Genomic DNA, 26243 nt, shown 5'->3' with positions numbered 1-26243 from the left:
ATCTCCTTCACGCCCAGCATCCTGCCGCGCTACCTGCGCAAGGCCAAATCGGTCGAGGAACTGCTGCCCTGGCTCTACCTCAAGGGGGTCTCCACCGGCGATTTCGGCGAGGCGCTGGCCGCCCTTCTGGGGCCGGACGCCAAGGGCCTGTCGGCCAAGACCGTCACCCGCCTGAAAGCCAACTGGTGGTCCGAATACGAGGCTTGGGAGAAGCGCGACCTCGGAACCCGGCGGTTCCTCTACATCTGGGCCGACGGTGTCTACTTCAAGCCGCGCATGGCCGAGGAAAAGCAATGCGTTCTGGTCATCGTCGGGGCGGATGAATACGGCCGGAAGGAACTGCTGGCCATGACCGACGGCTTCCGCGAGAGCACCCAGAGCTGGCGCGAGGTGCTGCTCGATCTCAAGCGGCGCGGCCTCACGCAGGATCCCAAGCTCGCGATCGGCGACGGTGCCCTCGGCTTCTGGACGGCCCTGCGCGAAGTCTTCCCCACGACGCAGGAGCAGCGGTGCTGGCTGCACAAGACCATGAACGTGCTGAACGCGCTGCCGAAATCGGCGCAGGCCAGGGCCAAAGGACACCTGCACGACATCTGGCAGGCCGGGACAAAGGCCGAAGCCAACGTCGCCTTCAACTTCTTCGTCGAAACCTACGGTGTGAAATGGGACAAGGCGGTGGCCAAGCTGGTCAAGGACCGGGACGCGCTGCTGACCCTCTACGACTATCCGGCCGAGCACTGGAAACATATCCGGACGTCAAATCCGATCGAGAGCACCTTCGCCACCGTCCGGCACCGCACCCGGCGAACCAAGGGCTGCCTGAGCCGAAAGACCGGGCTCGCCATGGCCTTCCGGCTGATGATGTCGGCGCAGAAGAAATGGCGGAGGCTCGACGGCCGGAACCGCCTGCCAGAGGTCATCAGCGGGGTTGAGTTCCGCGACGGCGTCCGCCACATTCAAGCTGCCGCCTGATCAAGCGTCACCAACTTTCGAGCATATCTCACCGTTACCTCGACAACATCTTCATCGAGCGCCTCTGGCGAAGCCTGAAACAAGAGGCCATCTACCTTGAGGAAATCACCGATGGCTTCCAGGCGCGGCGCGTCGTTAAGGACTGGATGGCCTTCTACAACACCAAGCGGCCCCATTCCGGGCTTGATCGGCGGACGCCAGGCGACGCATATTGGGCTTGCTTGGAAGAGCAAAAAGCAGCATGAAACCTAAACCCGATACACCTTGGAAACGCTGCAAACCTGTCCGAAATGATAGGACCACTTCAAACACAGATAGGGAAGGTTGGAATGGGGTTTGCGCAATCGATAAAGGTCTGCCTCTCTAAATACGTCGTCTTTTCAGGGCGGGCGACACGTTCGGAATACTGGTGGTTCGTGCTTTTCGTCATCTTGTGCAACATCGTGTTTTCGATCCTCGACAGGGCGATTTTCGGCACCAACCCCGAAACCGGCGAAGGCACGAGTATCTTTAACCCCCTATTTCAACTCGCAGTTTTCTTGCCGATGCTTGCTGCTGGATGGCGCCGACTGCACGACACCGGACGCCCGGGATGGTACCTTCTTCTACCAATGGCGCTGGGGTTTGCGACCATGATTGCGCTTCTGAGCGGTGTTGCGGTCTTCTCCGTACTGGAGGGCGGCGTAGACGATCCGGAGGTTCTGCGCGGCCCAGCAGCGTTCCTCGGAGTAACCGGGATGATCGTCGTCTGGGTGCTGCAATTGGTCCTGACGGTCATGATGATCTGGTGGCTGACCCGGCCGTCCGAGGAAGGGGCCAACGCCTACGGGCCAGCAGCAGCGTGAATGACGTGCCAGATTGACCTGTCGATGATGGAGGGGAAACTCAAATGAAGTGCAAGATATCCTTGGGACTGGCCTTGGCCGTCGGTGTTGCCACGCCTGTCCTGGCTGAGTGGACATTCGTAGCAGACCCAACCGCGAACGCGTTCATTCAATCCAATAATTCGACGCTGGAACTTCAATGTGACCGGATCCGTTTCGCGCCTGCAGGCTATGAAGACAGCGAGGACATCGCGGCCAAGCAGGGCCTGTCCATCCGCTTCATGAAGAACGGAACGACCGAAGTTGGTGCTTTCCAGGTCGGGCAAGACAACGCCAGCGTTCAGATCGTTGACAACTACCCGGTCGAGATCTCGTTCAATGATGCGCAGGATTACGGTTTCGTCCTGGATCAGTTGGCGGCAAATGCCTCGGTCAACCTTTCCATGATCGATCAGGACGTCACCTATGGGATCTTCGACCTGGCAGGGTCGAGCGCGGCTATCAAGTCGCTCAGGTCTGCCTGTGGTGGAGGGGCACAGCAGACCGCGAGCTACGAGGCTCCGGAGGGCGCGGTCTATTGTGGCGGCGGTGCCGTGAAACGCCAGATCGAATATGTGATCCTCGACACCCCGGATGGCGAATGGAATGCAGTGCTGACGGTGAACGGCGAGGTTACGCGTGCCATGACGGCCTACAGTTTCTTTGGCAATGCGGCAGCACCGAAGGGGTTCGTCGTCGCGCTCCTTGGCGAGGATCGATCGGAAACGCTCGTGTTCAGTGACGGTAGCAGGGACTGGCTGGAATATGGGGACTACCAGTATGAGAAGTGCAACTAATGCAGTGGCGTGACGTGAAACCACAATGGCGCGCAGCCGGAGCCTTGAGATTTCTCGGGGCCTTGGCCGCATCCTGGCTCGCTCTGATCACGCCGGCGTGGTCCGCCGATGTTTCGGAACTCCCCGCACAACTGCAGGAGAAAGTCGACGCCGCCCGCCAGGCTTGCGCCGAGTTCGACGATGGCGCCTTCAATCTCGAATGGGAGGCCGTTGATCGGGTCGATCTGGATGGCGACCTGTACCCCGACTGGGTGTTGAACGAGCGCGGATTCTCCTGCTCAACGGCAGCTTCTCTGTACTGCGGCACCGGTGGATGCGTGTCGCATTTTCTCGTCGAGGACGTCCTTCATTCCCTGTTGAACCAGGGATGGGGACTGGCGAGTCTTGGGCCGAACAGGGTACTTCTGGCGGATGTTCACGGCTCGCAATGCGGCGGTATCAACCCGACGCCATGTGTGGCGGCCAGCACATGGGACAGCGACGATAAGCATTGGCGCACGACGGGCGCGGAATGGGAGTGACCCACGTGGGAAGACCGATCGACCGCTCTGATGCGTTTTTCACTCCTCCGCGCGGCGCAGGACGGAGCGCACGGATATGAGCAAGCTGACGCTCATATCTATAGTGTTGCTGGGCCTGGGCCTTGCGCTATGGGCGGGATACTCGGCCCAGGGATCATATGTCGACGAGGACGGCATCCTGCAGGAGCCTTTCCACCTGCTGGCCCTGGGCTGGCTTTTCATCCTGACCGGGGGCGTTTCGCTGATGGCTGCGCTTGTTGCCAGGCTCATCAAGAACTGGAGGATCTCCAAATGAAGACCCAACTCATGCAAAGCGTTTCCTTCGCGGTTCGTTCCGTGCCGCTTGCGTCCAAAGCCACGCGCGCAAGCTCTCTGACCGCTTGCGGCATGTTGCTCAGCGTCGGCATGCTCGCCGGGTGCACGGACTCCGCGCCGAGTGTTGCAATCAGCGAACCGGATCCGGAGCTGGTTTTTGTGCGAGGCTACCGTTCAGCCGATGACGACTGCAAACTGACCGGCGAATCTGCCTTTACGGTGAACTTCCTCGATGATGCCGCCGACCTCGTCACATGCTCGACCGGCAGCGCCGCCGCGGTGACATTGGTGTCCGAAACTTCGGCCACCATGATCACGCAGACCAATAGCTACACCCTCTACTCCGTGCCGCGTCGTTGAGCCGGTTGCCTCTTCGCCGTCCCCGACCGTCTTGTAGCAGCATTGGCCATAGATGAGCCGCCGCAGATCAAACACCAGGCTGCCAGCGCCATTTCTTCAACGCATCGTCCTGCGAGACGACATCATGGCGCGCAAATCGGGCTACCCCTATGACCTTCCCTGGCTGGATCGCAAAGCGTTCGAGTTGAGGTTCACGACCCCTGTGACCATTCTGATCGGCGAAAACGGCACCGGGAAATCCACCCTTGTGGAGGCCGTCGCGGCGCTCAGTGGCTATGACGAGGCCGGAGGCGGCAAGGGCTATCGCCCGGTCGATCACGAACGCGCCGTGGACACAAGCGGCGCGGAGCTGGCCGAAGCGCTTCGGGCGAGCTGGCTGCCCAAGGTGACAAATGGCTGGTTCTTCAAGGCGGAAACCTTCTTCTCTGTGGCCCGGTACCTCGATGTAGCCGCCCTAGACAGTGGCAATGCGCCTCCGGACTTTCTGTCATGGAGTCATGGCGAGGGCTTCGTCAGGTTCTTCGAGGAACGCATGTCGCGGCAGGGCATCTACTTCCTTGACGAACCTGAAAGTGCACTCTCCCCGAAGCGGCAACTGGAGCTGCTGACAATTCTCGACCGCATTCAGAAGAGTGCGATCTCGCAGGTCATCATTGCCACCCATTCTCCGATCCTCATGGCCCTGCCGAACGCCCGATTGCTAGAAATCACGCGGCACGGTATCGCTGAAACGGCATTGGAGGAAACCCAGCACTTCAAACTCTTCAGGGCCTTCACCGCGTCGCCGACAGAGTTTGTCACCGACGCCCTTCAGGAGATCGAGGCATCTCGGGAAGAAATATCCGGCAACGGCACGCACGGGCCGTTCGATTGAAAAACAGAACGCCTTTCCATTGGGCACGGTGCCGCCGTTCAACAAACCTTGCTTGGACAGCTGCCATGAGGTTGAGTTGATCTTCGGTGCGTCACGAATGAACTCGCACCTCACGGGCGATCTCGCCAGTATGCGCATTCCGAACGCGTGCACCTGTATGGCGAGGGCAACGTCAGCGGTAGGTAGAGTTCAACTCGGATCCTGACTATTGTTCGTGCAAGCGATATCGCCCGGCCACATGAAACAGAGGAAAAGTATGGCTCGTTGGACATATTTGGCATTGCTCTTGATCGGAGCCATCGGCGACCCCGCAGAGTAACGCGCGAAAGTTGGTGATGCCCTGAGGGGCGGCATATCATGGCGGTGTTCAGACGCCGTCAATTCTCAGCCGAGAAAGGGATATGCCACATGTCGGAGACTACCATCAGCACGCTGCCCGATCCATCGGGGTTTTCGCCGGATCCGCTGACGGACCTCATCCGGGAGGGTGCGCGCAAGCTTATCGAACAAGCGGTTGAGGCCGAGCTGGCAACGCTCCTCGCCGCGTTCGCTGAGGAAAGGCTCGATGACGGCCGGGCCAGGCTGGTGCGGCACGGACATTTGCCGGAGCGCGAAATCCTGACCGGGATCGGTCCGGCCGCCGTGAAGGTGCCGCGGGTGCGGGATCGCAAGCCGGGAGCGGAGAGGATCTCCTTCACGCCCAGCATCCTGCCGCGCTACCTGCGCAAGGCCAAATCGGTCGAGGAACTGAGCTAATGGGATGAACTGCCTTCCCACCAAACGCTGCTATCGTGGCAGGCATAGGTGGAGAGAGGAGCATCTGATGGACATCAAGGTTCTGGGCATTGATTTGGGCAAGACCGTTTGCAGTCTTGCCGGACTGGATGAAGCGGGAGCGGTCGTGTTTCGCAAACGGCTCCAGCGGCATCGGCTGCTGGACTTTCTTGCCACGCTGCCGCCCTGCGTGGTTGCAATGGAAGCCTGCGGCGGGGCGCATCACATCGGACGCTTCTGCCTTCAGAAGGGGCATGAACCTCGGTTGATGTCGCCGCTCTATGTCCGCCCCTATGTGAAGGTTCACAAGAACGACGACCGGGATGCGGAAGCCATTGCCGAAGCCGCGACGCGGCCAACGATGTCCTTCGTTGCGATCAAATCGGAAGAACAGCTCGATCTTCAGGCGCTGCACCGTGCGCGAGAGCGCCTGGTGTCGCGTTGCCCTTTAATCTGAGACGGGACGGGGAGTGGGCAAAACCTGGGGGTATTTGTCTATGATGGTGATTTCACAGCAGAGGAATTGCCATGGATGTGCGGATCATCGTCGAGACAACTTTTGAGAACGGAACCACGAAGACGCGGCGTCTGGGACGCCTGTCTCGGCCATTTCGAAGTACTCAGCCCGAGGGCTTCGGACTGCTGCTCGAAGATGCGAAATCCGTGCTTTGGCAATTACAGCAAGCGATCCTCCTTGACCAGATCGAGGAGGTCTCTGAGGCGAGCAGGGTCTGTCCTGACTGCAACAAGGTCAGAACCATCCATGACTATCGATCGAGGGTTCTGGACACATTGTTCGGTCGGTTCCGTGTCAAGGTGCCACGCATTCGCCGCTGCGCCTGCAACGCCAAGTCGGAGGTCACCCTGGGTGGACCACTGTCGCCGCTGGCCCGATTCTTCCCGGACCGATCAACACCTGAATTACAGCGCCTTCAAGCCGAGCTTGGGGCGCGGCATTCGTTTCGAGAAGCTGCGCGTATCATGGAGATACTTCTGCCTTGCGCCAAGCAGGCGAATACTTCGGTACGCAATCGTCTCGGCAAGATCGCCAAGGAAATCGGCGATAGCGAGTATGCGGAACTGGTTGTCTCGTCAGCAGAAAAGAACGCAACTCCGATGACGGTCTTTCTGGACGGTGCACATATTCGATGTAGGCCGGAATACCAGAAGCGGCACCTTGATGTTGTGGTGGGTAAGATCGAGAGCGCGCAAATGTCCCGTCGTTTCGGGCTTGTACAGCAAGCGGCTCAATCTCCATCCAGGCAAGTACGGCAAGACCTTCAAGACACTGGCTGGGACGGCGAGAGCCCAGTTACCGTGATTTCGGATGGAGAACCGGCATTGCCCAATCTCGTGCGCTACGCCGTCGGCGGGCCAGTTCGCCATATCCTCGATTGGTGGCACATCTCGATGCGGGTCAAACATGTCGAGAACGCCGTAAGGGGGCTACTGCAGACCAAGAGTTTCTCTGGCATACCTGTGTTGTTCGAACGCCCCGCAGAGCGATTACGATGGTATCTTTGGCATGGTAAGGTTCGAGTGGGCACTACGAGCCTTCAGTGGCTGATGACCGATTGCGAGCGGCTTTGCAAAGATGACCCCGAAGTGCGCGACGCGGCTACGCGTGTACAAGCGCGCTGCCGGGAACTCTACACCTATCTGGCAAACAATATGGATAGCCTCACCGACTATGGGCGGCGATATCGCAATGGTCTGCCGATCTCCTCGTCCCGCGCAGAAAGTTGCGTGGATGACATCGGCAACACACGCATGGGAAAACGCCGACGCATGAGATGGTCACCCAAAGGCGCCCATCACGTTGCCATCGTGCGGGCCGCTGTTCTCGATGGAAGGTTGACCAGCACATATCACAGGGCCGCAGCCTGACCCCCAAGTTTTGCCCACTCCCTCACAATTCTGGGCTACGCGACAACGAATTTTCAACCGAAATGCGCCGCCTATGACGTTGCTCGGCGTAACCCGTCTGGCGATACCGGGGCTGTTATTTGAAATCGAAGCAACCGCAGCAGCCTAATCCAGTCAACACGACATGCAGCCATTCGGTCAACTGGACCGGATGGCTTTTTGCCGGCTTCCGCCACCGCATCCCAAGATCGCATATATCCGCGCAGCGACCACTAAAGACAGTTCCAAAAGACCGACCATCCCGCCCGACCTGCCTGTCCGGCCCAAAGTTACGGGCGTCAGACCCACCGGAAGAAGGCCCTTTAAGCGACCCAAGCAGCTGATGCTGCGACATGCTCACACCGTTGCAAACGCGCATTGTTAACGTTGGGGAAGACGTGTATTGCTTGGCCACCCTTCAATATACGATCTAAGGTTGCATATATTGAAGGGGATACGTCTGAACATTGGATGAGTGACGGTGACATGGCACAGGAAAAACCTACTCCGAACGCGCGTGACGAAGATTACCTCGCACCGGGCGACCGCCGAGATCCGGACTACGCTGATCGAGAACCAGCCTCTAATGTTCCCGTCACAGGTATCAGGTTGGGTGGTCTTATTGGCGGACCGGTCCTCGCGCTTCTGATCCTCGTTCTGCCAGCGCCTGAATCGATGCCGCTGGAGGCTTGGCGGCTGGTGGCAATGACTGCCTGGATGGTGGTCTGGTGGCTGACCGAAGCGTTGCCGATTCCGGCAACCGCGCTCCTGCCGATTATCCTTATGCCGCTTCTTGGCATCGCCGAGATCAAGCCGACGGCCGCCAATTACGCAAACCCCCTCATCTATCTCTTCCTGGGGGGCTTCCTGCTTGCGGCAGGCATGCAACGGGTTGGGCTGCACCGGCGTATCGCCCTGCGGATCGTAGCCAGTATCGGGGCATCGCCCGCCCGCATCATCCTGGGTTTCATGATTGCAACCGCATTCCTGTCGATGTGGATCTCCAACACGGCCACGACCGTAATGATGTACGCTGTCGGCCTGTCGGTGATCGACTTCGTAAGCCGGAAGACCGACGACGACGAGATGGTGCGTAACTTTGGCGTGGCTCTGATGCTGGCGATCGCATACGCGGCCTCCATCGGCGGCGTGGGGACGTTGATCGGGACACCGCCCAACGCGCTCCTGGCGAGTTTCCTTGAAAGCACCTATCAGATCGAGATCTCGTTTTTCCGCTGGATGTTGTTCGGTGTGCCCGTCGTTGTGGTGATGCTGCCCATCACCTGGTTCCTTCTTACGCGGTTGCTGTTTCCATCGCATAAAATCGCAATCGACGACCCGCGCGGTGTGGTCGAACGCGAATTATCAGCGCTTGGAGCCATGAGCCGTGGCGAGAAACTGGTGGGTGCGGTGTTCCTGGCCGCGGCGTTCAGCTGGATTTTCCGGTCGCTGATCGCAGATTTTACCGGCCTGCCGATTGACGACACGATTATCGCGTTGCTCGCGGCAATGATCCTTTTTGCGGTTCCGATCTCGGCTGCGCGCGGGGAATTCGCGCTCGATTGGGAAGCGGCGCGCAACGTGCCCTGGGGCGTGCTGTTGCTGTTCGGAGGCGGATTGGCCCTTGCCGGTGGTTTCGCGTCTTCCGGCCTCGCAGAATGGATCGGCAAAGCGGTTGGCGGCATCAAGATCAGTACCCTGCTTCTGGTTCTGATCATGACCATTGCCATAGTCTATTTGACCGAAATCACTTCGAACACCGCCTCGACCGCCACCTTCCTACCCATCTTGGGTGCGGTTGCGGTCGGTCTCAGTCTGGATCCGCGAATACTCACAATTCCAGTGGCGCTCGGTGCATCCATGGCCTTCATGATGCCCGTCGCGACGCCGCCCAACGCGATTGTTTTTTCCTACGAACGGATGAAGCTCGCGGACATGGTTCGCGCAGGCTTCCTGCTCAATATCGTCGCAATAGCTGTTACGTTTGGCGCGTTCGCCCTGATCGGTCGCTTGGTGTTCGGTCTCACATTCTGACGGACGGGGTTTGTCAGATACCAGATGCGACCGCTGTGCGAACAGAACCGCATTTTTATAAAATAGCTTCATGAGCCAATACTCTAGCTACGATTGCTTATCTTGCGCCACAGGAGGTCGCCAGCCAAACCCCAACCGAAAACTATTAGCGCATACATAAACCGACATTCCCCAAGTGGCCTACCGTCTGTCGTGAAGATCGCCTGATTTTGCCAGTTGAACAAGCGTTTTTCGTCCTGAACGGTGTCTGCGGTCGCGCAAACGCTTGCAGCTGGGTGGATGGGCCCCTGAACCCGCCGCGTCCTTGCCCGGTAGCGTCGGTTTTCAGCGCGGCGGACGAACCTGTCCTGCCGCTTTCGTTCAGTTTGGGTCCGGATCGCGGTCATGCGCATAGCGGTGGCGCTCGCAATCGACGGATGGCGGCGAGGATGGCGCGCACCATCGGGCCGGTGACGGCCACCTCGGCCAACTGGAAGGTGATGGCGCGGGCGTGGCGGACGACGCGGGCTCCGATCTTGATCAGCTTCAGCTGTAGGCTGGTCAGCGACCAGTGAGCCATTTCCTCGGGTAGTTCGATGCAGCGCAAGAAGGTGGCCAGGTTGTAGGCCAGCGCGTGCAATTGCAGCCGGACCTCGTTGTCGTGGAACCGACGGCATGACAGCCGGGTCCAGTGGAAGGCGTATTTGCCCTCTTTGATGTGCTGCTCGGCAGTGCCGCGCTGGTTATAGAAGCCCATCACCCAGTCCGGCTCCATCGGCAGGTTGGTAACGATGAAACCCACGCGGGGAAACAGCTCGCCCGGATGCCATTCGATCTTGGCAATGACCCGGCGCGGCCTGTCCCAGGATGCGGCCTGATACTGGAAGTCCTCGTAGAACCGCTTCACTTTGGTCTTTGAAGGCCGCCCCACGGGCCGGGTCAGCCGATGGGCGATGCAGCCTTCGATAACGGCGTTCTTCTTCATCCGGATGGCGTAGAAATAGCCTGTCTCTTCCAGTCGTTCATAGAGTGCCGGGATCGCATAGGCGGCGTCGGCCCGGAAGAAGCGGCCCCCAAGGTCGCGGCCAGCATAACGGGCGATGACAGGGTCGAGGACATCCCGCCAGCCGTCAGCGCTATGGACGTTGCCATTGCGCAGGGCGCAGCGTTCCAGCATGCCGAACTGGTTGAACAAGAAGTTCGGGTGGTAGCAGGTGCAGTCAAAATGCCCGTTCCAGGCGGCCCCTTCCTGATCGCCATGGGTGGGGCTGACCGAGCTGTCCATGTCCAGCACGATGAACTTCAGCCCGCTGCGGTCATGGAACCGGTCGATCCATTGCCCGTTCAGATCAGCCAGCGCCGCCCGGTTCGCAGGCGAGGCCAGCGTCTCGGTCTCAAACCGCCCCATCTGGGAAGCCGAAGCTGCTTGTGCATCGACAGCTCTGCCGCCGACAACCTGACGCATGACCGGATCGAGGGCCAGCCGATTGGCATCGTTGACATCCTCGTATCCAGCCAGCCGCCCGAACACCGATTGCCGGAACAAGCCGTCAAGCCGGTGGATGGTGTTCTTGCCACGGCGGTTGTCGCACAGCGCCGCTGAAACCAGATCGGAAAGCCCGAGCGCGTCATCCAACTCGCGCATCACCAGAAGGCCACCGTCGGAACTGATCCGCGCACCTCGAAATTCCAGCCGCACGCGAGGATCGAAATCTACCCGATCTGCCCGCTGCAAACTCGCACCCTCTGGGTGATCCATAGAACGCGCCCCTCGCAGCCTTCAACACCATGATTTATATCGAAAATACCATGGTCACGACAGCGAAATCAGCGGATTACTTGGGGAATGCGGGTTCAAGCCTCATGTGGGGCGTGGATAAGGCCGATGATGTAGAACAAAGCCCAAAATTGATGGCGTTTTTCAGTTCTGAAACGCCCGTAGAAGAAGGCAGAATTTATGGCGACATAGCAGCAGGCAACGCGCGCATCCTGTGGCAACCACCTGTCACACACCCCGGTGATCACCTGTCGCGGGCGGCTATCGGCCATTCGGTGGATTGGTTTGCGCAAACGCTGGACGGCGCCCGCCCGCTGCCTGCCGACAACCAAATCTGGTTTTACAAGGAATTTGCCACATTAATCGGCTTGGTAGGCTTCGTAGTGCTGATCATGGGCACGTTGAACGGGCTACTGTCCCTGCCCTGGTTGCGCGACCTGCAAGCCACACCCGTGGCTGCGGCGCATACGACGCGCGGTCCAAAGTGGTGGGGAATATTTCTGTTCAGCGCGCTGTTCCCGGTGGCGAACTATTATCCGCTTTTCACCCTTGCTGAATCGTTGTTTCCCGCCTCGGCATTACTCCCTCAGACCATCACGTCACAGGTTGCGTTTTGGGCCGTCATCAACGGTGCCGTCGCAGGGCTTGTCGGGCTCGTGATCCGCACGCAGCCAGTCGCCTTCCCAATCAAAGCCGCCCGGTCGCTGGTGCTTGCGGGGGTGGCGGTATTTGTGGCCTACCTTTCGGCTGTGATTGTCGATTTCTTCCTCAAGGTTGATTTTCGCTTCTGGTTCGTTGGTGTCAAATTGCTGACCGCTGAACGATTTGTGACAGCGCTGGTCTATCTCGTGCCCTTTACGATCTACTTCGTTCTGGCAATGCGCGCTTTGCATGGGGGGCTGTCTGTTGCGGGGCAAAGCCTGCGCGCAACCTACACCTTGAATGCGCTGGCGCTGATGGGTGGGTTTCTGGTGTTCTTGATCATGCAATACGCCGCGTTGTTTTCCAACGGCATACTGCTGACACCATCCGAGCCACTGAACACCATCGTCATGTTTCAGTTTGTGCCACTGCTGCTAACCGCGGCGATCATTAGCACGTTCCTCTACCAAAGAACCGCAAGCTATTTGCCCGGCGCCTTCGCAAACGCGCTGCTGGTCACATGGTTCGTGGTGGCGGGGCAAGCGACACAATACGCTGCTGGATAACGACTGGGGAGCCCGTCGCACAAGCTTTGCCGCGCGACGGGCTCAAATAATGTGCCTCAAGGCTATCGCCAGTATTTGTTCTCTGGCCAGTTCCGATGGCATGCCTCACTAGGTTCCTTGCACCATTCAGAGGCGCCTAGAAAAAGAGATTGAGATTCTTGGGAAAGACGCAGATCATTTTGACAATAATACGCAACTCTCTGCAACACCTGCAAGGAACTCGTTAATGGAATACTGGAATATTACTATCAAAGCGCCAACGGGAGAATTTGATGCGACACTGAAATTGGGGAATGACGGTGGTGTTCCGGTTGGAGAGATGGCTGGCAAAAATGGCAAAGGTCCAATGCAAGAGTTGGAAATTAGCGCAGCAGCCATTGCGTGGTCCACAAAGATTGAGCTTCCGATGCCGATGAAGTTGAAGTTTTTGGGAGCGCGCGACGGCGACACCATGTCTGGGACGGTCAAATTCGGTCTATTTGCTTCCGGGACATTTAACGCGTCTAGAGCCTGAATCACCCGCTGCATTCGGTAATGCAGCCAATGTGTTGAGGCTAGATTGGGTCCTTAGTCGGTTCGACCAAATTTGCGCATCAGCCCTGCGAGAGAGGCCAGAGAGGCGATCAGACTGCCGTAACAGATCACAACGACTTTCAGCCCGAATACCGGCACCAAAAGTCCGGCAATTACCACTGGCAAGCCGAATGCCAAGTAACTGATACAGAATAGCGCAGCGAAAGTTTCTCCTCTGACATCCTCCGGTACCAGTGGAATAATCGAGCGGATGAAACCGTAAAAGCAGGTGCCGAAACCCGCCCCCACAACGGCGAGCGCAATAAGGTAGAGCACTAGATTTTCGTAATGAATGCCAATCAAAGTGGCAAAGGTTCCCATTGATAGCGCTGCGGCGCCAAACAACGTGACCTCACGAGCAGAGTAGTTGCGTGCAATGAAACAAGCCAGCGCACCAACCCCGGCCAGCAATGCGACCACGAAGCCCTGGACAATCACATTTTGAATACCAAAAACCTGTGAGATGATGAGTGCGCCAAGCGACAGATACAGCCCCCCTGTGGCCCAGCCCGCGAATAGCGCCGGAGCGCCACGCCAGAACGTGCCCCTGACTTCGATCGGGAGGCCAACGCGAGGCTTCAGCGCCTGCAACAAGCCTTCATGCCGTGGCGATGTTTCGGGCAAGCCCCATGTGGCCAGCGCCAACACCAGGCTGGCCATTGCAATCCCAGTGAATATATCAAATTTTGGCTCGGTAAGGTGCTCCATCGCGAAGCCGGATACCAAGGCCCCCAGGGCCAGCCCGACGAGGGGGATGACTGAATTACAGATCGCCGCGATGCCCTTGAATTCAGGGGGTTCAAGATCCGTAATCGCAGCCGACAGCGTAGACAAAAGAAGGCCGCATGCTACGCCCTGTACTACACGAGCCAACAACAACGCAGGCACAGAACCTGACAGCTCGAATCCGGCGGCGGAAACAGCGAGTAGCACGAACCCTATCGACAGAATAGGGCGCCGCCCGACATGATCCGAGATTGATCCGGCCACTAACAGTGTCGCAAGAAGGGCAATTGCGTAAATTGCGAATATCTCCGACACGACCAAAGACGAAAAACCAAGTTGCTGCTGCAGTAGCGGATAAAAGGGGGACGGCGCGCTCGCGCTCGCCATCATCAGAGCGCTTCCAGTAAGCACGATTGCGAAACCAGCGCGCTCTCTAGCCTTGGGTGACATCACAATCGTAGTCATTTTGGAATGCAGTCCTTCATAAGGGTTCGAAGTTTATCGAACCTTTCTCTAGTTTCTTCCTGCGGAAGGTTCAAGTATATTCGAACCATGAGTATCTTACCCGACACTGTCAGCCCCGATCTTGCGCACCCGCAGGAACAGGAGCTGCAACTGACGCAAGTCTTGTTCGCACTCAGCGATCCGGGCCGGTTGGACATCGTGCGTCAGCTCCGCGACGGCCCGGTCGAAATGGCAAACTGCAATTTAATGGATCCGGAAGTGGCGAAATCCACCAAGTCGCACCTGTTCAAAGTGTTGCGCGAAGCAGGTGTGATCCGGAATATCCCCAAGGGGCGGGGTCGCCTGCTTTCGCTGCGAAGAGATGCGCTTGACCGTCGCTTTCCTGGTTTGCTGGAAGCAGTGCTGAACGCAAACTAAGGGCGTGCCGCATCGATTTGCGTATGCATTGCTTGTTTTTCTGGGCTGGATGTCAAAGCTGCTAACTGGTGTGCATGCTGGCTAGCGCCTTTCCCGCTCCGTTTCACAGCGCCGCTCACAGCCCTGTGATTAGAAAAAGCTACGCCACCCATAGACGACCGGTCTAATGAGACTATATCTGGGATCATGGAACAGAAAAACGACACCCGCTCACAGATATTGACCACAGGACGCCGCCTGACAGCCAAGCAGGGCTACACAGGTGTCGGCCTGAGTGCGCTCTTGAAAGAGGCCGGCGTTCCGAAGGGGTCGTTCTATCACTATTTCGCCTCCAAGGAAGCTTATGGCTGTGCGCTGTTGAATGATTTTATGACGGAGTATGGCACACGCCTGAACGCGTCGCTTGCGCATCCGGACATGGATTCACGGTCTCGGTTTCTGACCTATTTCGAAGAGTGGCGGAAAAAACAGATCAGCCCCAACCTCGAAGACCGGTGCTTGGTCGTCAAACTGTCCGCAGAGGTTGCTGACCTCTCGGAGAACATGAGCAATATCTTGCAGAAAAGTGTGTCCGAAATCGTCGCGCGCCTGACGGAGACCCTTGAACAGGGAACGAACGATGGCACGATCGCCGCGCTTGAAGACCCCCGCTCCACGGCAGAAATGATCTACCACATGTGGCTTGGAGCTAGCCTCGTCGCGAGCCTCTCGCACAGTGAAGCCCCGCTCAATTCCGCTATGAATGCCACAAAGGTGCTCGTTCCAGGACCATAACCCTAAAAATTTTGACACATCGATAGACGACCAGTCTATTCGCGAAAGGAAGCTCATGAAAATCTTCTACACAACCACTGCAACGGCAACCGGAGGACGCTCGGGCACCGCCGCGCTCAACGACGGCAGCTTTTCAGTCCAGATGGTCCGCCCGGACAGCCGCGAGGCGGGGGTGAACCCCGAGCAGTTGTTCGCGCTTGGCTATGCGGCCTGTTTTGATAGCGCGATGGAAATGACCGCAAAACAACTCAAACTGGATGCCAAAGTGGCATCAACGTCGGTTGAGGTGGGCATCGGCCAACGCCCCGAGGGCGGATACGGACTTGATCTCGACATTACCGCACATCTGCCGGGGGGAGTGGGCAAAACCTGGGGGTGTCTGTGTATGCTGGTGGTTCATTAAGAGGGGAACTGCCATGGAAGTGCGGATTATTGTCGAGACAACATTTGAGAACGGAACCACAAAGCGGCATCGTGTCGGCTATCTATCCCGCCCGTTTCGGCGGACGCAGCCTGAGGGGTTCGGGTTGTTGCTCGAAGATGCGAAGATCATCCTGCGGCAATTGCAGAATGCGATCCTGCGCGACCAGATTGAGGAAATTTCCGCAGCCAGCAGGATCTGTCCTGACTGCGACAAGGTCCGCGCCATACATGATTATCGGTCGCGGGTGCTCGACACACTTTTCGGCAGGTTCAAGGTCAAAGCGCCGCGCATTCGCTGTTGCGCCTGCAATGCTAAATCCGATGTTGTCTTAGGCGGACCGCTTTCGCCGCTCGCTCGCTTTTTTCCGGACCGCTCGACCCCGGAACTGCAACGCCTTCAGGCTGAACTCGGGGCACGATATTCTTTCCGGGAAGCGGCACGAATCTTGGAAACCTTTGTGCCTTGCGCGAAGCAGGTGAATACATCGGTGCGCAACCGTCTTGGCAAAGTCGCAAGGAACATCGACGCCATCGAGCAAACTGAGCCGGTGGTTGCGGCGGCCGTCGAAGAACCGCCTGCGTTGACGGTTTTCTTGGACGGCGCGCATATCCGATGCAGACCGGAATACCAGAAACGACACCTCGATGTTGTGGTGGGCAAGATCGAAAGCCACGACAAGTGCCGCCGCTTCGGCCTTGTTCAACAGGCGGTGCTGTCACCTGCCAGCCAGCTTCGCCAGGACTTGAGGGCTCTCGGTTGGGATCGCGGAAAAACCGTCACGGTGATCTCGGACGGGGAACCCGCCCTGCCAAACCTCGTGCGCGGCGCAGTCGGTGGAAAGGTCCGCCACATCCTCGATTGGTGGCACATTTCGATGCGTATTCAGCACATCGAGAACGCGGTGAAGGGCCTGCTGCAGGCCAGGGGCTTCTCCGGTATTCCAGTGCTGTTCAAACGTCCGGCCGAAGCGCTGCGATGGTACCTGTGGCATGGAAAAGTCCTGACTGCCACGACCAATCTGCAATGGTTGATGGTCGATTGCGCCCGGCTGGGTACAGATGACCGCGTGGCAATTGAAGCCGTCCGACGGGTGCAAGCCCGGTGCCGGGATCTCTATTCCTACCTTGCGAACAACATGGACAATCTGACCGACTATGGTCGGCGGCACCGTGCGGGGCTTCCGATCTCTTCATCCCGGGCTGAGGGCTGCTGTCGCGTTGCCCTTTAATCTGAGACGGGACGCGTTTGGCGGCAATTTTTGCCCTTAATTGTGAGATGAGGCTGTCATGGGGCCGGCGCTTTTCGCGCGCCTTTGCGCGATGTGATCAACCGCGGCAAGCAATCGAGGCTCCTTCTCGAAGGCGCGCAAGAGAGCAACCCTTGCATAGTCGTCGATGCTTTTGCTGACGATGGCTGCCTTAGCCAAGGGATGAGATCGAGCGGCGGCGATTGCGGCGAGGCAGAACAGCCTAACTTCCGATCTCGGGTTCTGGACAGCGAACGACGGATCCCCGCGGAAGGTTTTGAGTGACATGGCAAAGGTGACTGCTCGCATTGCGCGCCGAAGTTGCTTGGGGCCGCGCGATCGCGCGGCGTACTCAAGCATCCCTGCCCCGCGGCGCGCTCGGAATATCAGTTTTCCGGATATTTGTTCCTCACGGGGTTTGCCAAGGGTCTGCACAAGTCTCGTCCCGCAAACTTGGCAGTCAAATGCCCAGGCCCGCCTCCAATGCCTGAGCGAAAGACCCTCTCTGGAGCATTGCACGCAATGCTGGAATGGCATCTGAGCCGTCAGCGAGGCTTCTCGTGGGGTCATTGCCGGAAAGGTCAACGATCGCACAACATCTGGGTCGACTCGTGCGGCGTTGGCAATCCTCTCCGCCGTGGCCGCGTCGACACTGAAGTCCAAGGCGGTGCCATGCGCGGTATCAATTTTGATATGAGCCAACAGTTCCGCGTCATCGCAGTAGTTGGCCGCCGCCAGCCGAGATAACCAACCTGACAACAACTCGTCTGGCAGCGGCGCGACAGTTTTCGGCAGCGGGTGCGGCTTCACACCCCGGACTTCTCGAGTCGCCGATAGGCGTTCGCATGGCGCGACCAAACCGGCGTCCATTTTGCGATCGCGTCATCAGTAATGCATTCATCACCTGTGACAATGGCGTCGATGGAAAGATCCTTGATCAGGGCGAAGATGCGCGAGGTCACCCCACCGGTCAGCGCAAGTATCTGCTTGAGTGCCTTGACCTTCAGATTGGATTTCTTCTCGAGGGGCATTGCCGCGATGAGTGTCTGGATCATGTCCGAGAACTCGGCATCGTCGCGCCAGTTTGGCAGGTGATGTTCGTCCAGCCGCCTGGCAAGCTGGATATCACCACGGATGGCATCAACGGCCTCGCTGACCCCGAGGCAGACCAGCGACACCTCGAGTTCATTGCTAAGATACCGCAGAACATTGAGAAAGCGGCGCTGTTCGCGGTGGGTCCCGGCCAAGAGGTTGTGGACCTCGTCGATCATGATCATCCGAAGGCCAAGGTCGCGCAGGAGCGCGATGACGCGGACTTCGAGGGAAGCCACATTTTGAGCGCGGGCGCTCAGTGCCGTCGCCGGGGCGCCGACGGCGGCCAAGATGTGCAGGTAGAACCGCCGTTCGTCTGGTGCGGGCGGCGCTTGCAACAGCAGCAGCGGTGTGCGGGTGATGCCTGACGCCGGATCGTATTCTGGTGCGTATTTGCGCGACAGGTTTCGGGCGATCATCGTCTTGCCGATCCCGGAGGCACCATGCACAAGAAGCCCAGGCATACGGGTTTGCCGTGGCGCTTCGATCAGACCCTGCAAGCGGTCCAACACCTGTTCGGCCCGCGGAAAGCCGATCCAGATATCCGATTGAATGAGGGCGATCCGACCGTCTTCCTCGGTTGTCCTTGCCCTCAATTCACCATCTCTCCACCTTGAACAATGGGCGCGATGTATCACCCGTGTCGATCGGGCGCAGCCCTTCGGTTGTCGAGACAGCCGAGTTGGCGCCCTCCAATGTCCCTTTTCTTTCACGGGATCGGCGTTCGGCCTTCGTCAGGCCCCGGCTTTCAGTCTCAATCTGGCGTTGCTGTCGGATCAGCTCAGCCAAGACCAGCTCATTGGACCCGGACTTGCCAAGGGCACGGGCCTTCCTCATGGCTTCGCGATATTCCCAGAGGGACACAGGCGGAATTTCAAGGTTTCTGTACCGCGCCTCAACATATCGGCCATCTTCCAGTTCAACCCAGATCATTGAGATATCGCGAGGATCGTAGCGAACAACCACCTTTCCATCGCCGCGCCCAATGTGGCCTGCAAGGGCATCGGACCAGTACCGTATCTGGAACAGATGGATGCCGTCACGCCTGACTTTGCGCAGTTCGCTGGGCAGGAAGCTCACCTGAAAGGCTTCCATCTCGAAGGGGATGTCGCCCGTCATTTGCTCTGAGAACGCTTCCCATTTGGCAACGGGCGTACAGCCAATGCTTGAATGAATGCTGTTGTTGTAACGGCAGATTTCGAGAGCAAACCAATGATCGAATTCGCTCAGGGTCATCGTGGCCTGGCCTTCGGTGTCATAGTCGCCCTTGGCCGCGATTGAGGCTTGCGTTGTTCCCGGCAACAGGTGAACGGCCCCCATCATCGTCCCGATCAACCGCTCGATGTGACCCCCGAAGTGAGGACTTCCCGGCGGCCGATAGATCAGATCGATCCCCCATTCCGCACATGCCGACCGAAAGGCCCGCGACCGGAAATCGCGGCCATTGTCGACATGGATGCTCTGCGGTTTGCCTTGTGCGGGCCAAGGAATATTGCACGCCAATTCCGCCAGAAATTCCACCTTGGGGGCTACCGCCTGTGTCAGGCAAAGCGCCACTGACAGACGCGAAGGTGCCTCGAGAGAGGTGTAATATCCCGTTACCAACCGCGTTGCGACGTCGATCGCCAGCGTGACCCACGGTCGGCCAATTGGTTGGCGCTCAAAACTGTCAACGAGAATGATGTCGGCAGGTGTATGGTCGATTTGCACGACCTCCAGTGGCTGACTGGCCTTGTTCTCGCCTGTGACGGCCGCAAATTTTTGGCGGGCGGCCTTTGCCCCCTCTCGTGCCTTTGCAACTTCGCGGGCATCCATTGCATCCAGACGACGCTGAACCGTCCGCCGTGTCGGCGGTTGCAAGCCCTGCTGCCAGCACGCGCTGCGGATCTCGGTCACGACGCGCGAGAGGCTCGAACGCTCCCGGCGCAAGAAATATCGGCGAAGATGCTCTTCGATCACCGCCTCAACTTTGCCGGATATCAAAGTTGTACCAGTCGGGCGGCCCCGTTTCCGCGGTGCCAGAGCGCTCGTGCGCCCACCGTCTTCAGCCAGCCGCTTTATCCAACGCCAGACCGTCGCCCTGCTGACGCCGAGTTCCCAAACGGCATCATTGATGCCGCTTTCCAGACTGCCAGTGCCTTTTAGATATGCCCGAACAAGCGGGCGCAGCACCGCAGCCCTACGCGCCTCTTCGGCACCAACGGTAACCGAGTCTTCGCCATCATTTTCCATCGATATTTGCCGCACAAGTCTGTGAACCCTGTCTCAGGTTTAAGGGCAAGAATATCGGAATTAAAGGCAAAATCGCATATTTAAGGGCAAAGGATAGCCGTTGATTTCGTTGGACTTCTCATCTCACAATTCTGGGCTACGCGACAGGATCGCTATCAGCTGTTTCAGCAATTGGCGGAAGGGCGGTCGACGCCGTTCGAAAAGAGAAGAAGTTCCGCGATTATCTATTGGAAACGCGTCGCTCAGGTTGCGCCAGCTTGGGGCGGACTGGTCACATCATTCAGCGATGCCGTCCTGCCTCGGCCCAAAGCTGGGCCTTGCTCTACCACCGCTGGCCCGAATTTGGCGGATCTCGTTGAAGCGACCGCGCGGCTCCATCAGACGCGGCAAGCGCTTTGAGGGTCCGAGGCGGGTTTCAGACGCGTGCCGCCAACCCAGCGTCATTCAGCTGTTCAGCGTCTGGCAGGTCGCGCAAGCTCTCCAGCCCGAAAGCTGCGAGGAACGCGTCTGTGGTCACGAAGGTATAGGGGGCACCACGACGCGGCGCGCGCGGCCCAGTTCCAATCAGACCGTATGCATGCAGCCGCCCGATCAGGTCCCGGCTGATCTCTTTGCCGAAGATGTCCTTGAGCGCATCGCGGGTGATCGGCTGGTGGTAGGCGATGGCCGCTAAAATCGCGACGTCGAACTCGTTCAGGTCCAGCAACTGGTCCCCGACATCCGCTGCGGCGCGGATCGCAGGCGCGTAAGCGGGCCGCGTCCGGAACATCCACCCCCCTGCGACCATGGCAATCTCGAACGCCCGCCCCTCCAGATCGGCGGCCAGATCCTCGACCAGCAGATCAACCGAAGTCCCCTGCCCCACTATGCGCGCCAGATCCTCGCGCGGTACAGGCGAGGCAGAGGCAAACAGCACCGCCTCGATCCGGCGCATCCATTCGCGCCAGCGCAACTCCGGCGGCAGGTCGGATAGTTCGCGGTCAAGCTCGGTGTCGAGTCCATCCTTGACCATCGCTTAGACTCCGTAGAGCCGGAAGGTGTCGCGGCCAGTCAGTTCGCGCACCGCCCCGAGGTCAACCAGCCGGTCGCAGAGACGCCGCGCGGCGCGGTCCGGCAAGGGCAGGGCACCGGGTGCCACCGCATCGCGGGTCAGGAACATGTCGACGGCGTCGCCTGCCCCCTTTGCCCGAAGCTTTGGTGCGACCGCTTTGAGATGCGCCGTCCGCCGCGCGAGGTCTGCGGCGAGACGCACCGCCTCGCGGGTCGATGAGATGAGCGCGCGATGACAGGCCAGGCGCAAATCGTCACCCCGCTTGCGCAGGTCTGTGCGTTTCAAACCCGCGGCCAGCAGCGGCACGACATGATCCCAACCAAGCGCCTGGGCGAGGGCGGAGTCCGCGAGGATCAACGCCGGGACTTCGGCACGGGGTGCCTCCGTCAGGACAGCATCCAGCACCAGTGCTGCTCGTTTGACCGGCGCCCCCTCCCCCGCATCGAGCCACGTCGCGATCTGGCCCGGCTCGAAGGCCGGCAAGGCTCGGCCCAGAGCCTTGACCGACACCGGTCGTTCAGCGGCGCGACGCCAAGAAAGATATGTCTCCCCTGCCGGGCCAGGTAGATCGCCAGGGCGCAGAAGATGAATCGCGTCGCGCAGCTCTGGGGCTCTTTCCAGACGACCAGAAAACCCGACACATGCCTCGGCCGCTCGCAGCGCCAGCCGATCCCGCAACAAGGCTTTGGGGACCTCTTCGCGTCCCAACACAAGATGCAGGTGGTTCAGCGCCGCGCCCGACAAAAACGCCACATCTTCAAAGGCTTCAGGACGTGCCGAGGTGATCCATGCGGGCATCCGGGGTAGAGTGTCTGTGTCGATGGAGTGATCCGGTCGGGCAAATGTCATTACTGAAGGCTATATCGGCGCGGCGCTTTGAACCAGAAAATTCTACAGTAACCGCCTCTCTATGTGCAAACCTGTTGTGTCCAATAACCTTGTGTTATCGGACTTAAAAATGATATGCTCGAAAACATGGGCAGTCTCACAAATAACAGTACCAAAATCGAGGGCTCCGGCGCCTCAGAGGACGAGATTTCGCGTTCAGCGTCCGATGACGCGCCGAACAGTGACGAGCGCGACGAGAGAACCTCTCGGGACGGAGCCTCAATCGCTCTGCCCGCCCATATGGCCGGCTCCGGCTCGCTCGACCGGTTGATCGACACCGCCCGCGACTACGCCGAGGCCTCGACGGCTGGGAACACGAACAAGGCCTACGCGGCTGACTGGAAACACTTCACCCGCTGGTGCCGGCTGAAAGGCACGGAACCTCTGCCTCCCTCGTCCGAGATGGTTGGACTATATGTGGCTGATCTGGCTGCGCCAGCCGGGAAGGCCCCTGCCCTTTCGGTCTCCACGATTGAGCGTCGTCTCTCGGGGCTTGCTTGGAACTACAGGCAGCGCGGGTTTGCTCTTGATCGCAAGGACCGGCACATCGCCACCGTTTTGGCCGGGATCAAACGCAAGCATGCGCGCCCGCCGGTTCAGAAGGAAGCGATCCTGCCTGAGGACATCCAAGCCATGGTGGCCACCTTGCCCTACGATCTCCGCGGGCTCCGAGACCGGGCGATCTTGCTTTTGGGCTATGCAGGCGGCCTGCGCCGGTCGGAGGTGGTCTGCCTTGATGTGCATAAAGACGATACTGCGGACTCCGGCGGTTGGATCGAGATCTTCGAAGGCGGCGCTCTGCTGACGCTAAACGCCAAGACCGGGTGGCGTGAGGTCGAGGTCGGGCGTGGCTCAAGCGACCGGACCTGTCCTGTCCACGCACTTGAGCAATGGCTGTACTTCGCAAGGATCGACTTCGGGCCGGTTTTCGTGCGTACGTCGCGGGACGGCAAGCGCGCCCTTGAGACACGACTTTCCGACAAGCACGTCGCCCGGCTGATCAAGGCGACCGTTCTGAAAAGTGGCATCAGATCCGATCTGCCGGAAGCCAAACGCTTGGCAATGTTCTCCGGCCATTCCTTACGTGCCGGGCTCGCCTCGTCGGCAGAGGTTGATGAGCGCTATGTACAGAAGCAGCTCGGCCATGCCTCGGCCGAGATGACCCGGCGCTACCAGCGCAGGCGCGACAGGTTCCGGGTGAACCTGACCAAAGCGGCAGGGCTGTGAAGCTCAGAAAACTTGACGCGTTGGTGAAGCGCTAAGGTGAAATTCCAGCGCTTCACGTTTCAGCTTACTGCTTCAATTGAAATCGGGAACTAAACGCGACAATCAGACGCCTCTTCGAGCCCCTCCGCATCCACTAGAGGGTCGTCAAAAATATCATACTGCGTGGAAACTTGAGGCTTCATATGTGCAAAATACGGCACTTTTGCATTTTACCCAAGTGTTTTGTCAGAGTGCGCCTGCATACCTTATATAGCACGCGCGCTCGGTGGTCTGCGAGATTTCTCTGATCGCGCTCAGCGTATGGAATCCAAGGGGTTTTTGATGAGCAGCACCACAGAGAGAGCGGTTGCATTCGTTTACAAACGGTCGTTTAGTAATAGTATACGAAACTGCAAAAAGACTGTTTTGATGCCCCTGATCGGTTATGCCCGAGTTGTCTAATCGCGGACTGTGGGTCAAGCACTTCTTCTCTTGAACGTCGCCATAAGAGCGGCGTTTTTTGTTTTCTAGGCAACTGAACTTCTGTGGCGTGTCCGCCTGTCCGGGGTCAGGGTTGTCTTCGCAGTCGGGTATATGCCGCTGCATCATGAGCTCCGAAAACGGCTCCCGCAATGTTTCGAAACGCAGTGCTCCCGGGTGGGGCTGCAGCGAGCGTAACGCGGTGAGCCGGCTCGGCGTCCCGGCGGACGCGCCACTGCCGTCCAGCAGTGGATCTTGGTTATTCGTTACGCAGCAACACCATCTGCCTCAAAAGGCTTGCCGGTGCGCAACATCGCAAAGAGCGTCACGGCGAGTTTTCGTGCCACCGCGACGTTCGCGCGTTTGAAGCCGACCTTTTCCCGCAGGGCTGTGCCCCATCGTTTCAGGGCGCTGTCGGTCTTTGCGCGGGTCAGGATGTGGGCGGCGGCTTCGTATAGATATGACCGCAACAGCTTGTCGCCGTGACGCGAAATCCTGCCCTGCATGTTAATCTCGCCCGATTGATATCGGCGCGGTGTTAGGCCGATCCAGGCCGCTGCCGTGCGCCCTGATGGAAAGGACGTGGTGTCTCCGATCGCAGCTACGAAGCCGAGCGCGTTCAAATGGCCGACCCCCGGGACAGTCATCAGCAGCTGACACCGCTCATCTGCCCGAACCTCAGCCCGGATCGAGCTTTCGTGTCGGGCGACCTGTTTGCGCGCAGCGCGCCAGGCATCAAGCAGCGGCATCACAACGGGAACAAGACCAGGCTGTTCAGAAAGGTGCTGTTCGACCCGACGCTCAAAAGCGCGCGCACCTCCCGAACCGGGACCCGCGGCCATGTTGAAGCCAAACAATCGCAGGGCACTGCGGATGGCATTGCCCAGATCGATGACCGTCCGCACCAGCGTCGCACGGGCCCGGAGCAATGCCCGTCTGCGCAGATCGCACCATGGCTTCACACGCACGTCGCGGAACAAACCAGTTCTCAGCAGATGCGCGAGCCCTTCGGCGTCGTTTGCATCGGTCTTGTTGACCGTCACCGAAAGCGCGGCGTGCGCTTGGCGTGCATCCATGCAAGCGACGTCAAAACCCAGATCGGTCAGGCCATGGTAGAGCCACGAACTCCAGCTACCCGTCTCAAGGCCAACTTTCTCAAGCTGTTTGGCGTAGGGGTGCAGCACTGTCGCAATGTCGTTCGGGGTGGTCGGCACTTTTCCGCGCCAGACGCACTTTCCAGACACATCAACGATATGAACCTGCGTCTCTTTCTTGGACACATCAAGGGCGGCAAACATGGGCATAGGGGTATCTCCTTCAAGGCTTCTATCCCTGCAGCTTGCACCATCCATCCGATCAGCGCCGCCGCGATTACCTCATGTCTCGACCGAAGATCAGACCCCCCTGCCCCAGTCGCAGGCCCTGAAATCCGCAGGCTGCGCCGAAATCCATGAAGAACAGGCCTCGGGCGGCAATCGTGCGCGGCCGGTGCTTGCGCGGGTGTTGGAGCGCATCGGCAAGGGCGACACGCTGGTGGTCGTGCGGATTGACCGCCTCGCGCGATCCCTGTCGCATCTGCTGGAGGTGATCGAGCGGCTGGAGGCCAAGGGTGCGTTCTTTCGTTCCATTCAGGACCCGATCGACACCGGGTCCCCGCAAGGCAAGTTCACGCTGCAGGTTCTGGGCGCCGCGGCCGAGTTCGAGCGGGCGCTGATCCGGGAACGTACCAAGGCGGGGCTGGCGAGCGCCCGTACCAAGGGCCGGGTCGGCGGGAACCCTGGACTGCGGGCCAAAGACCCTGCTGCTCTTCGCAAAGTGCGGCTGGCGCGACAAGACGGCTACATGGAGCGTCTGAACGAGACGGCACAAGATTGGGTGCCCCATGTGCGCCGGTTGCGACCCGACTTGGCCTGGGAAGACGTGGTGCGCATCATCAACGGCCCATTGCCCGAGGCGCGTCGCTGGACCCAAAGCCGTCTCTTGCGCGCTGTGAATGCCTATGTCCGCGACGGCTTCCTGCCGGCCGAGGTGCTGGCCCGCGCCGGGCGCCGCGAAACCGACGACCGTCTGCCCGCCATCGTCGCCGGCATCAAGGGCGCGGACCCCGACATCACGCTTCAGGCGATCTGTACCCGGCTGGAAGCGATGCGCGAACGCACACCACGCGGGCGGACAAGCTGGCAGCCTTCTTCGGTCAAGATGCTACTGGAGCGGGCTGAGAGGCTGGGGCTGCTCGATTGAGATTCCCGAGAATCGCCCATCCGATTCTGCCGACCGAACTCTGTACGCA

25 protein-coding genes and 3 pseudogenes are annotated in these 26243 nt (G+C 59.2%); 20 read left to right on the top strand and 8 right to left on the bottom strand.

Going from position 1 to position 26243, the window contains the following annotated elements; all coding sequences use genetic code 11:
* The 12 genes and pseudogenes from ACP16H_RS24070 to ACP16H_RS24015 all read left to right on the top strand — a co-directional run.
* Positions 1-972, top strand: a 972-nt coding sequence (locus tag ACP16H_RS24070; protein ID WP_425074722.1) for an IS256 family transposase, incomplete at its 5' end; no start/stop codon positions are given.
* Entirely contained in the window at positions 969-1217 is a 249-nt protein-coding gene (locus ACP16H_RS24065; RefSeq protein ID WP_425074725.1) for an integrase core domain-containing protein, read from the top strand. The genes ACP16H_RS24070 and ACP16H_RS24065, both read left to right, overlap by 4 nt.
* 84 nt (positions 1218-1301) lie before the next feature.
* A complete protein-coding gene (locus ACP16H_RS24060; RefSeq protein ID WP_425074721.1) occupies positions 1302-1817 on the top strand; it encodes a DUF805 domain-containing protein in 516 nt (171 codons plus the stop codon).
* Positions 1818-1861: 44 nt separating this feature from the next.
* Complete coding sequence (locus tag ACP16H_RS24055; RefSeq protein WP_425074720.1) at positions 1862-2632, top strand: hypothetical protein; 771 nt, start codon at positions 1862-1864, stop codon at positions 2630-2632.
* Positions 2632-3153 carry a hypothetical protein gene (locus tag ACP16H_RS24050; protein ID WP_425074719.1) on the top strand — a complete coding sequence of 174 codons (522 nt, stop codon included), beginning with the start codon at positions 2632-2634 and terminating at the stop codon, positions 3151-3153. Before ACP16H_RS24055 ends, ACP16H_RS24050 begins: the two co-directional genes overlap by 1 nt.
* A gap of 76 nt (positions 3154-3229) precedes the next feature.
* Positions 3230-3448: a DUF3955 domain-containing protein gene (locus ACP16H_RS24045; RefSeq protein WP_425074718.1), complete on the top strand. Its 219-nt coding sequence runs from the start codon at positions 3230-3232 to the stop codon at positions 3446-3448.
* The gene (locus tag ACP16H_RS24040; RefSeq protein WP_425074717.1) at positions 3445-3828 is read left to right on the top strand and encodes a hypothetical protein; all 384 of its coding nucleotides are present in this window, start codon (positions 3445-3447) and stop codon (positions 3826-3828) included. The genes ACP16H_RS24045 and ACP16H_RS24040 overlap by 4 nt, the downstream gene beginning before the upstream one ends.
* Before the next feature lie 124 nt (positions 3829-3952).
* A complete protein-coding gene (locus ACP16H_RS24035) occupies positions 3953-4702 on the top strand; it encodes an AAA family ATPase (protein ID WP_425074716.1) in 750 nt (249 codons plus the stop codon).
* A 408-nt stretch (positions 4703-5110) separates the two neighbouring features.
* Positions 5111-5452, top strand: a pseudogene (locus tag ACP16H_RS24030) (transposase); the annotation flags it as partial.
* Between the two features lie 73 nt (positions 5453-5525).
* Positions 5526-5912: pseudogene (locus ACP16H_RS24025) on the top strand (IS110 family transposase); the annotation flags it as partial.
* Between the two features lie 92 nt (positions 5913-6004).
* Positions 6005-7363 carry an ISKra4 family transposase gene (locus tag ACP16H_RS24020; protein ID WP_425074715.1) on the top strand — a complete coding sequence of 453 codons (1359 nt, stop codon included), beginning with the start codon at positions 6005-6007 and terminating at the stop codon, positions 7361-7363.
* A 504-nt stretch (positions 7364-7867) separates the two neighbouring features.
* Positions 7868-9415: an SLC13 family permease gene (locus ACP16H_RS24015; protein ID WP_425074714.1), complete on the top strand. Its 1548-nt coding sequence runs from the start codon at positions 7868-7870 to the stop codon at positions 9413-9415.
* A gap of 382 nt (positions 9416-9797) precedes the next feature.
* On the opposite strand, the gene ACP16H_RS24010 is transcribed toward ACP16H_RS24015, so the two are convergent.
* Positions 9798-11153, bottom strand: a complete 1356-nt coding sequence (locus ACP16H_RS24010; RefSeq protein ID WP_425074713.1) for an IS1380 family transposase — start codon at positions 11151-11153, stop codon at positions 9798-9800.
* A 29-nt stretch (positions 11154-11182) separates the two neighbouring features.
* On the opposite strand from ACP16H_RS24010, the gene ACP16H_RS24005 reads away from it, so the two are divergent.
* Both ACP16H_RS24005 and ACP16H_RS24000 read left to right on the top strand, forming a co-directional pair.
* Positions 11183-12379 (top strand): hypothetical protein, encoded by a 1197-nt coding sequence (locus ACP16H_RS24005; RefSeq protein WP_425074712.1) that lies wholly within the window; start codon positions 11183-11185, stop codon positions 12377-12379.
* A gap of 226 nt (positions 12380-12605) precedes the next feature.
* Positions 12606-12893: a hypothetical protein gene (locus ACP16H_RS24000; RefSeq protein ID WP_425074711.1), complete on the top strand. Its 288-nt coding sequence runs from the start codon at positions 12606-12608 to the stop codon at positions 12891-12893.
* 53 nt (positions 12894-12946) lie between these two features.
* On the opposite strand, the gene ACP16H_RS23995 is transcribed toward ACP16H_RS24000, so the two are convergent.
* On the bottom strand, positions 12947-14128 hold the full coding sequence (locus ACP16H_RS23995) for an MFS transporter (protein WP_425074724.1): 1182 nt from the start codon (positions 14126-14128) through the stop codon (positions 12947-12949).
* A 102-nt stretch (positions 14129-14230) separates the two neighbouring features.
* Here ACP16H_RS23995 and ACP16H_RS23990 point away from each other — a divergent pair, with 102 nt between their 5' ends.
* The 4 genes and pseudogenes from ACP16H_RS23990 to ACP16H_RS23975 all read left to right on the top strand — a co-directional run.
* A complete protein-coding gene (locus ACP16H_RS23990) occupies positions 14231-14560 on the top strand; it encodes an ArsR/SmtB family transcription factor (protein WP_025054148.1) in 330 nt (109 codons plus the stop codon).
* Positions 14561-14746: 186 nt separating this feature from the next.
* Positions 14747-15334 (top strand): TetR/AcrR family transcriptional regulator, encoded by a 588-nt coding sequence (locus tag ACP16H_RS23985; protein ID WP_025054149.1) that lies wholly within the window; start codon positions 14747-14749, stop codon positions 15332-15334.
* Positions 15335-15389: 55 nt separating this feature from the next.
* Positions 15390-15737 carry an Ohr family peroxiredoxin gene (locus tag ACP16H_RS23980; RefSeq protein ID WP_425074710.1) on the top strand — a complete coding sequence of 116 codons (348 nt, stop codon included), beginning with the start codon at positions 15390-15392 and terminating at the stop codon, positions 15735-15737.
* Between the two features lie 13 nt (positions 15738-15750).
* A pseudogene (locus ACP16H_RS23975) lies at positions 15751-16968 on the top strand (ISKra4 family transposase); the annotation flags it as partial.
* Between the two features lie 54 nt (positions 16969-17022).
* On the opposite strand, the gene ACP16H_RS23970 reads toward ACP16H_RS23975, so the two are convergent.
* The 5 genes from ACP16H_RS23970 to ACP16H_RS23950 all read right to left on the bottom strand — a co-directional run bounded on the left by ACP16H_RS23970 (position 17023) and on the right by ACP16H_RS23950 (position 22228).
* Positions 17023-17814 (bottom strand): TniQ family protein, encoded by a 792-nt coding sequence (locus ACP16H_RS23970; RefSeq protein WP_425074709.1) that lies wholly within the window; start codon positions 17812-17814, stop codon positions 17023-17025.
* Positions 17811-18734, bottom strand: coding sequence for a TniB family NTP-binding protein (locus ACP16H_RS23965; protein ID WP_425074708.1), 924 nt, complete (start codon positions 18732-18734; stop codon positions 17811-17813). The genes ACP16H_RS23970 and ACP16H_RS23965 overlap by 4 nt, the downstream gene beginning before the upstream one ends.
* Positions 18694-20328 carry a Mu transposase C-terminal domain-containing protein gene (locus ACP16H_RS23960; protein WP_425074707.1) on the bottom strand — a complete coding sequence of 545 codons (1635 nt, stop codon included), beginning with the start codon at positions 20326-20328 and terminating at the stop codon, positions 18694-18696. The genes ACP16H_RS23965 and ACP16H_RS23960 overlap by 41 nt, the downstream gene beginning before the upstream one ends.
* 415 nt (positions 20329-20743) lie before the next feature.
* The gene (scpB, locus tag ACP16H_RS23955) at positions 20744-21340 is read right to left on the bottom strand and encodes an SMC-Scp complex subunit ScpB (protein WP_425074706.1); all 597 of its coding nucleotides are present in this window, start codon (positions 21338-21340) and stop codon (positions 20744-20746) included.
* A gap of 3 nt (positions 21341-21343) precedes the next feature.
* A complete protein-coding gene (locus ACP16H_RS23950; RefSeq protein ID WP_425074705.1) occupies positions 21344-22228 on the bottom strand; it encodes a DUF1403 family protein in 885 nt (294 codons plus the stop codon).
* Between the two features lie 279 nt (positions 22229-22507).
* On the opposite strand from ACP16H_RS23950, the gene ACP16H_RS23945 reads away from it, so the two are divergent.
* Positions 22508-23494: a tyrosine-type recombinase/integrase gene (locus ACP16H_RS23945; RefSeq protein ID WP_425074723.1), complete on the top strand. Its 987-nt coding sequence runs from the start codon at positions 22508-22510 to the stop codon at positions 23492-23494.
* A gap of 725 nt (positions 23495-24219) precedes the next feature.
* On the opposite strand, the gene ACP16H_RS23940 is transcribed toward ACP16H_RS23945, so the two are convergent.
* Positions 24220-25257 carry an IS110 family transposase gene (locus tag ACP16H_RS23940; RefSeq protein ID WP_425074704.1) on the bottom strand — a complete coding sequence of 346 codons (1038 nt, stop codon included), beginning with the start codon at positions 25255-25257 and terminating at the stop codon, positions 24220-24222.
* Here ACP16H_RS23940 and ACP16H_RS23935 point away from each other — a divergent pair.
* Entirely contained in the window at positions 25250-26194 is a 945-nt protein-coding gene (locus ACP16H_RS23935) for a recombinase family protein (RefSeq protein ID WP_425074703.1), read from the top strand. The genes ACP16H_RS23940 and ACP16H_RS23935 overlap by 8 nt on opposite strands.
* The last annotated feature ends 49 nt before the right edge of the window (positions 26195-26243 follow it).

The sequence above is a fragment of the Sagittula sp. S175 genome, from assembly GCF_049800975.1.
Taxonomy (GTDB): domain Bacteria; phylum Pseudomonadota; class Alphaproteobacteria; order Rhodobacterales; family Rhodobacteraceae; genus Sagittula.
The sequence above is the reverse complement of the archived record's forward strand: the minus strand, read 5'-3'. Positions and strand labels throughout refer to the sequence as shown.

What these genes read in the sequence shown, in the direction of transcription:
- ACP16H_RS24060 (WP_425074721.1), top strand. Translation starts at nt 1,302, where the DNA reads ATGGGGTTTGCGCAATCGATAAAGGTCTGCCTCTCTAAATACGTCGTC.
- ACP16H_RS24055 (WP_425074720.1), top strand. Translation starts at nt 1,862, where the DNA reads ATGAAGTGCAAGATATCCTTGGGACTGGCCTTGGCCGTCGGTGTTGCC.
- ACP16H_RS24050 (WP_425074719.1), top strand. Translation starts at nt 2,632, where the DNA reads ATGCAGTGGCGTGACGTGAAACCACAATGGCGCGCAGCCGGAGCCTTG.
- ACP16H_RS24045 (WP_425074718.1), top strand. Translation starts at nt 3,230, where the DNA reads ATGAGCAAGCTGACGCTCATATCTATAGTGTTGCTGGGCCTGGGCCTT.
- ACP16H_RS24040 (WP_425074717.1), top strand. Translation starts at nt 3,445, where the DNA reads ATGAAGACCCAACTCATGCAAAGCGTTTCCTTCGCGGTTCGTTCCGTG.
- ACP16H_RS24035 (WP_425074716.1), top strand. Translation starts at nt 3,953, where the DNA reads ATGGCGCGCAAATCGGGCTACCCCTATGACCTTCCCTGGCTGGATCGC.
- ACP16H_RS24020 (WP_425074715.1), top strand. Translation starts at nt 6,005, where the DNA reads ATGGATGTGCGGATCATCGTCGAGACAACTTTTGAGAACGGAACCACG.
- ACP16H_RS24015 (WP_425074714.1), top strand. Translation starts at nt 7,868, where the DNA reads ATGGCACAGGAAAAACCTACTCCGAACGCGCGTGACGAAGATTACCTC.
- ACP16H_RS24010 (WP_425074713.1), bottom strand. Translation starts at nt 11,153, where the DNA reads ATGGATCACCCAGAGGGTGCGAGTTTGCAGCGGGCAGATCGGGTAGAT.
- ACP16H_RS24005 (WP_425074712.1), top strand. Translation starts at nt 11,183, where the DNA reads ATGATTTATATCGAAAATACCATGGTCACGACAGCGAAATCAGCGGAT.
- ACP16H_RS24000 (WP_425074711.1), top strand. Translation starts at nt 12,606, where the DNA reads ATGGAATACTGGAATATTACTATCAAAGCGCCAACGGGAGAATTTGAT.
- ACP16H_RS23995 (WP_425074724.1), bottom strand. Translation starts at nt 14,128, where the DNA reads ATGTCACCCAAGGCTAGAGAGCGCGCTGGTTTCGCAATCGTGCTTACT.
- ACP16H_RS23990 (WP_025054148.1), top strand. Translation starts at nt 14,231, where the DNA reads ATGAGTATCTTACCCGACACTGTCAGCCCCGATCTTGCGCACCCGCAG.
- ACP16H_RS23985 (WP_025054149.1), top strand. Translation starts at nt 14,747, where the DNA reads ATGGAACAGAAAAACGACACCCGCTCACAGATATTGACCACAGGACGC.
- ACP16H_RS23980 (WP_425074710.1), top strand. Translation starts at nt 15,390, where the DNA reads ATGAAAATCTTCTACACAACCACTGCAACGGCAACCGGAGGACGCTCG.
- ACP16H_RS23960 (WP_425074707.1), bottom strand. Translation starts at nt 20,328, where the DNA reads ATGGAAAATGATGGCGAAGACTCGGTTACCGTTGGTGCCGAAGAGGCG.
- scpB (WP_425074706.1), bottom strand. Translation starts at nt 21,340, where the DNA reads ATGGTCAAGGATGGACTCGACACCGAGCTTGACCGCGAACTATCCGAC.
- ACP16H_RS23950 (WP_425074705.1), bottom strand. Translation starts at nt 22,228, where the DNA reads ATGACATTTGCCCGACCGGATCACTCCATCGACACAGACACTCTACCC.
- ACP16H_RS23945 (WP_425074723.1), top strand. Translation starts at nt 22,508, where the DNA reads ATGGCCGGCTCCGGCTCGCTCGACCGGTTGATCGACACCGCCCGCGAC.
- ACP16H_RS23935 (WP_425074703.1), top strand. Translation starts at nt 25,250, where the DNA reads ATGGGCATAGGGGTATCTCCTTCAAGGCTTCTATCCCTGCAGCTTGCA.
- ACP16H_RS23940 (WP_425074704.1), bottom strand. Translation starts at nt 25,257, where the DNA reads ATGCCCATGTTTGCCGCCCTTGATGTGTCCAAGAAAGAGACGCAGGTT.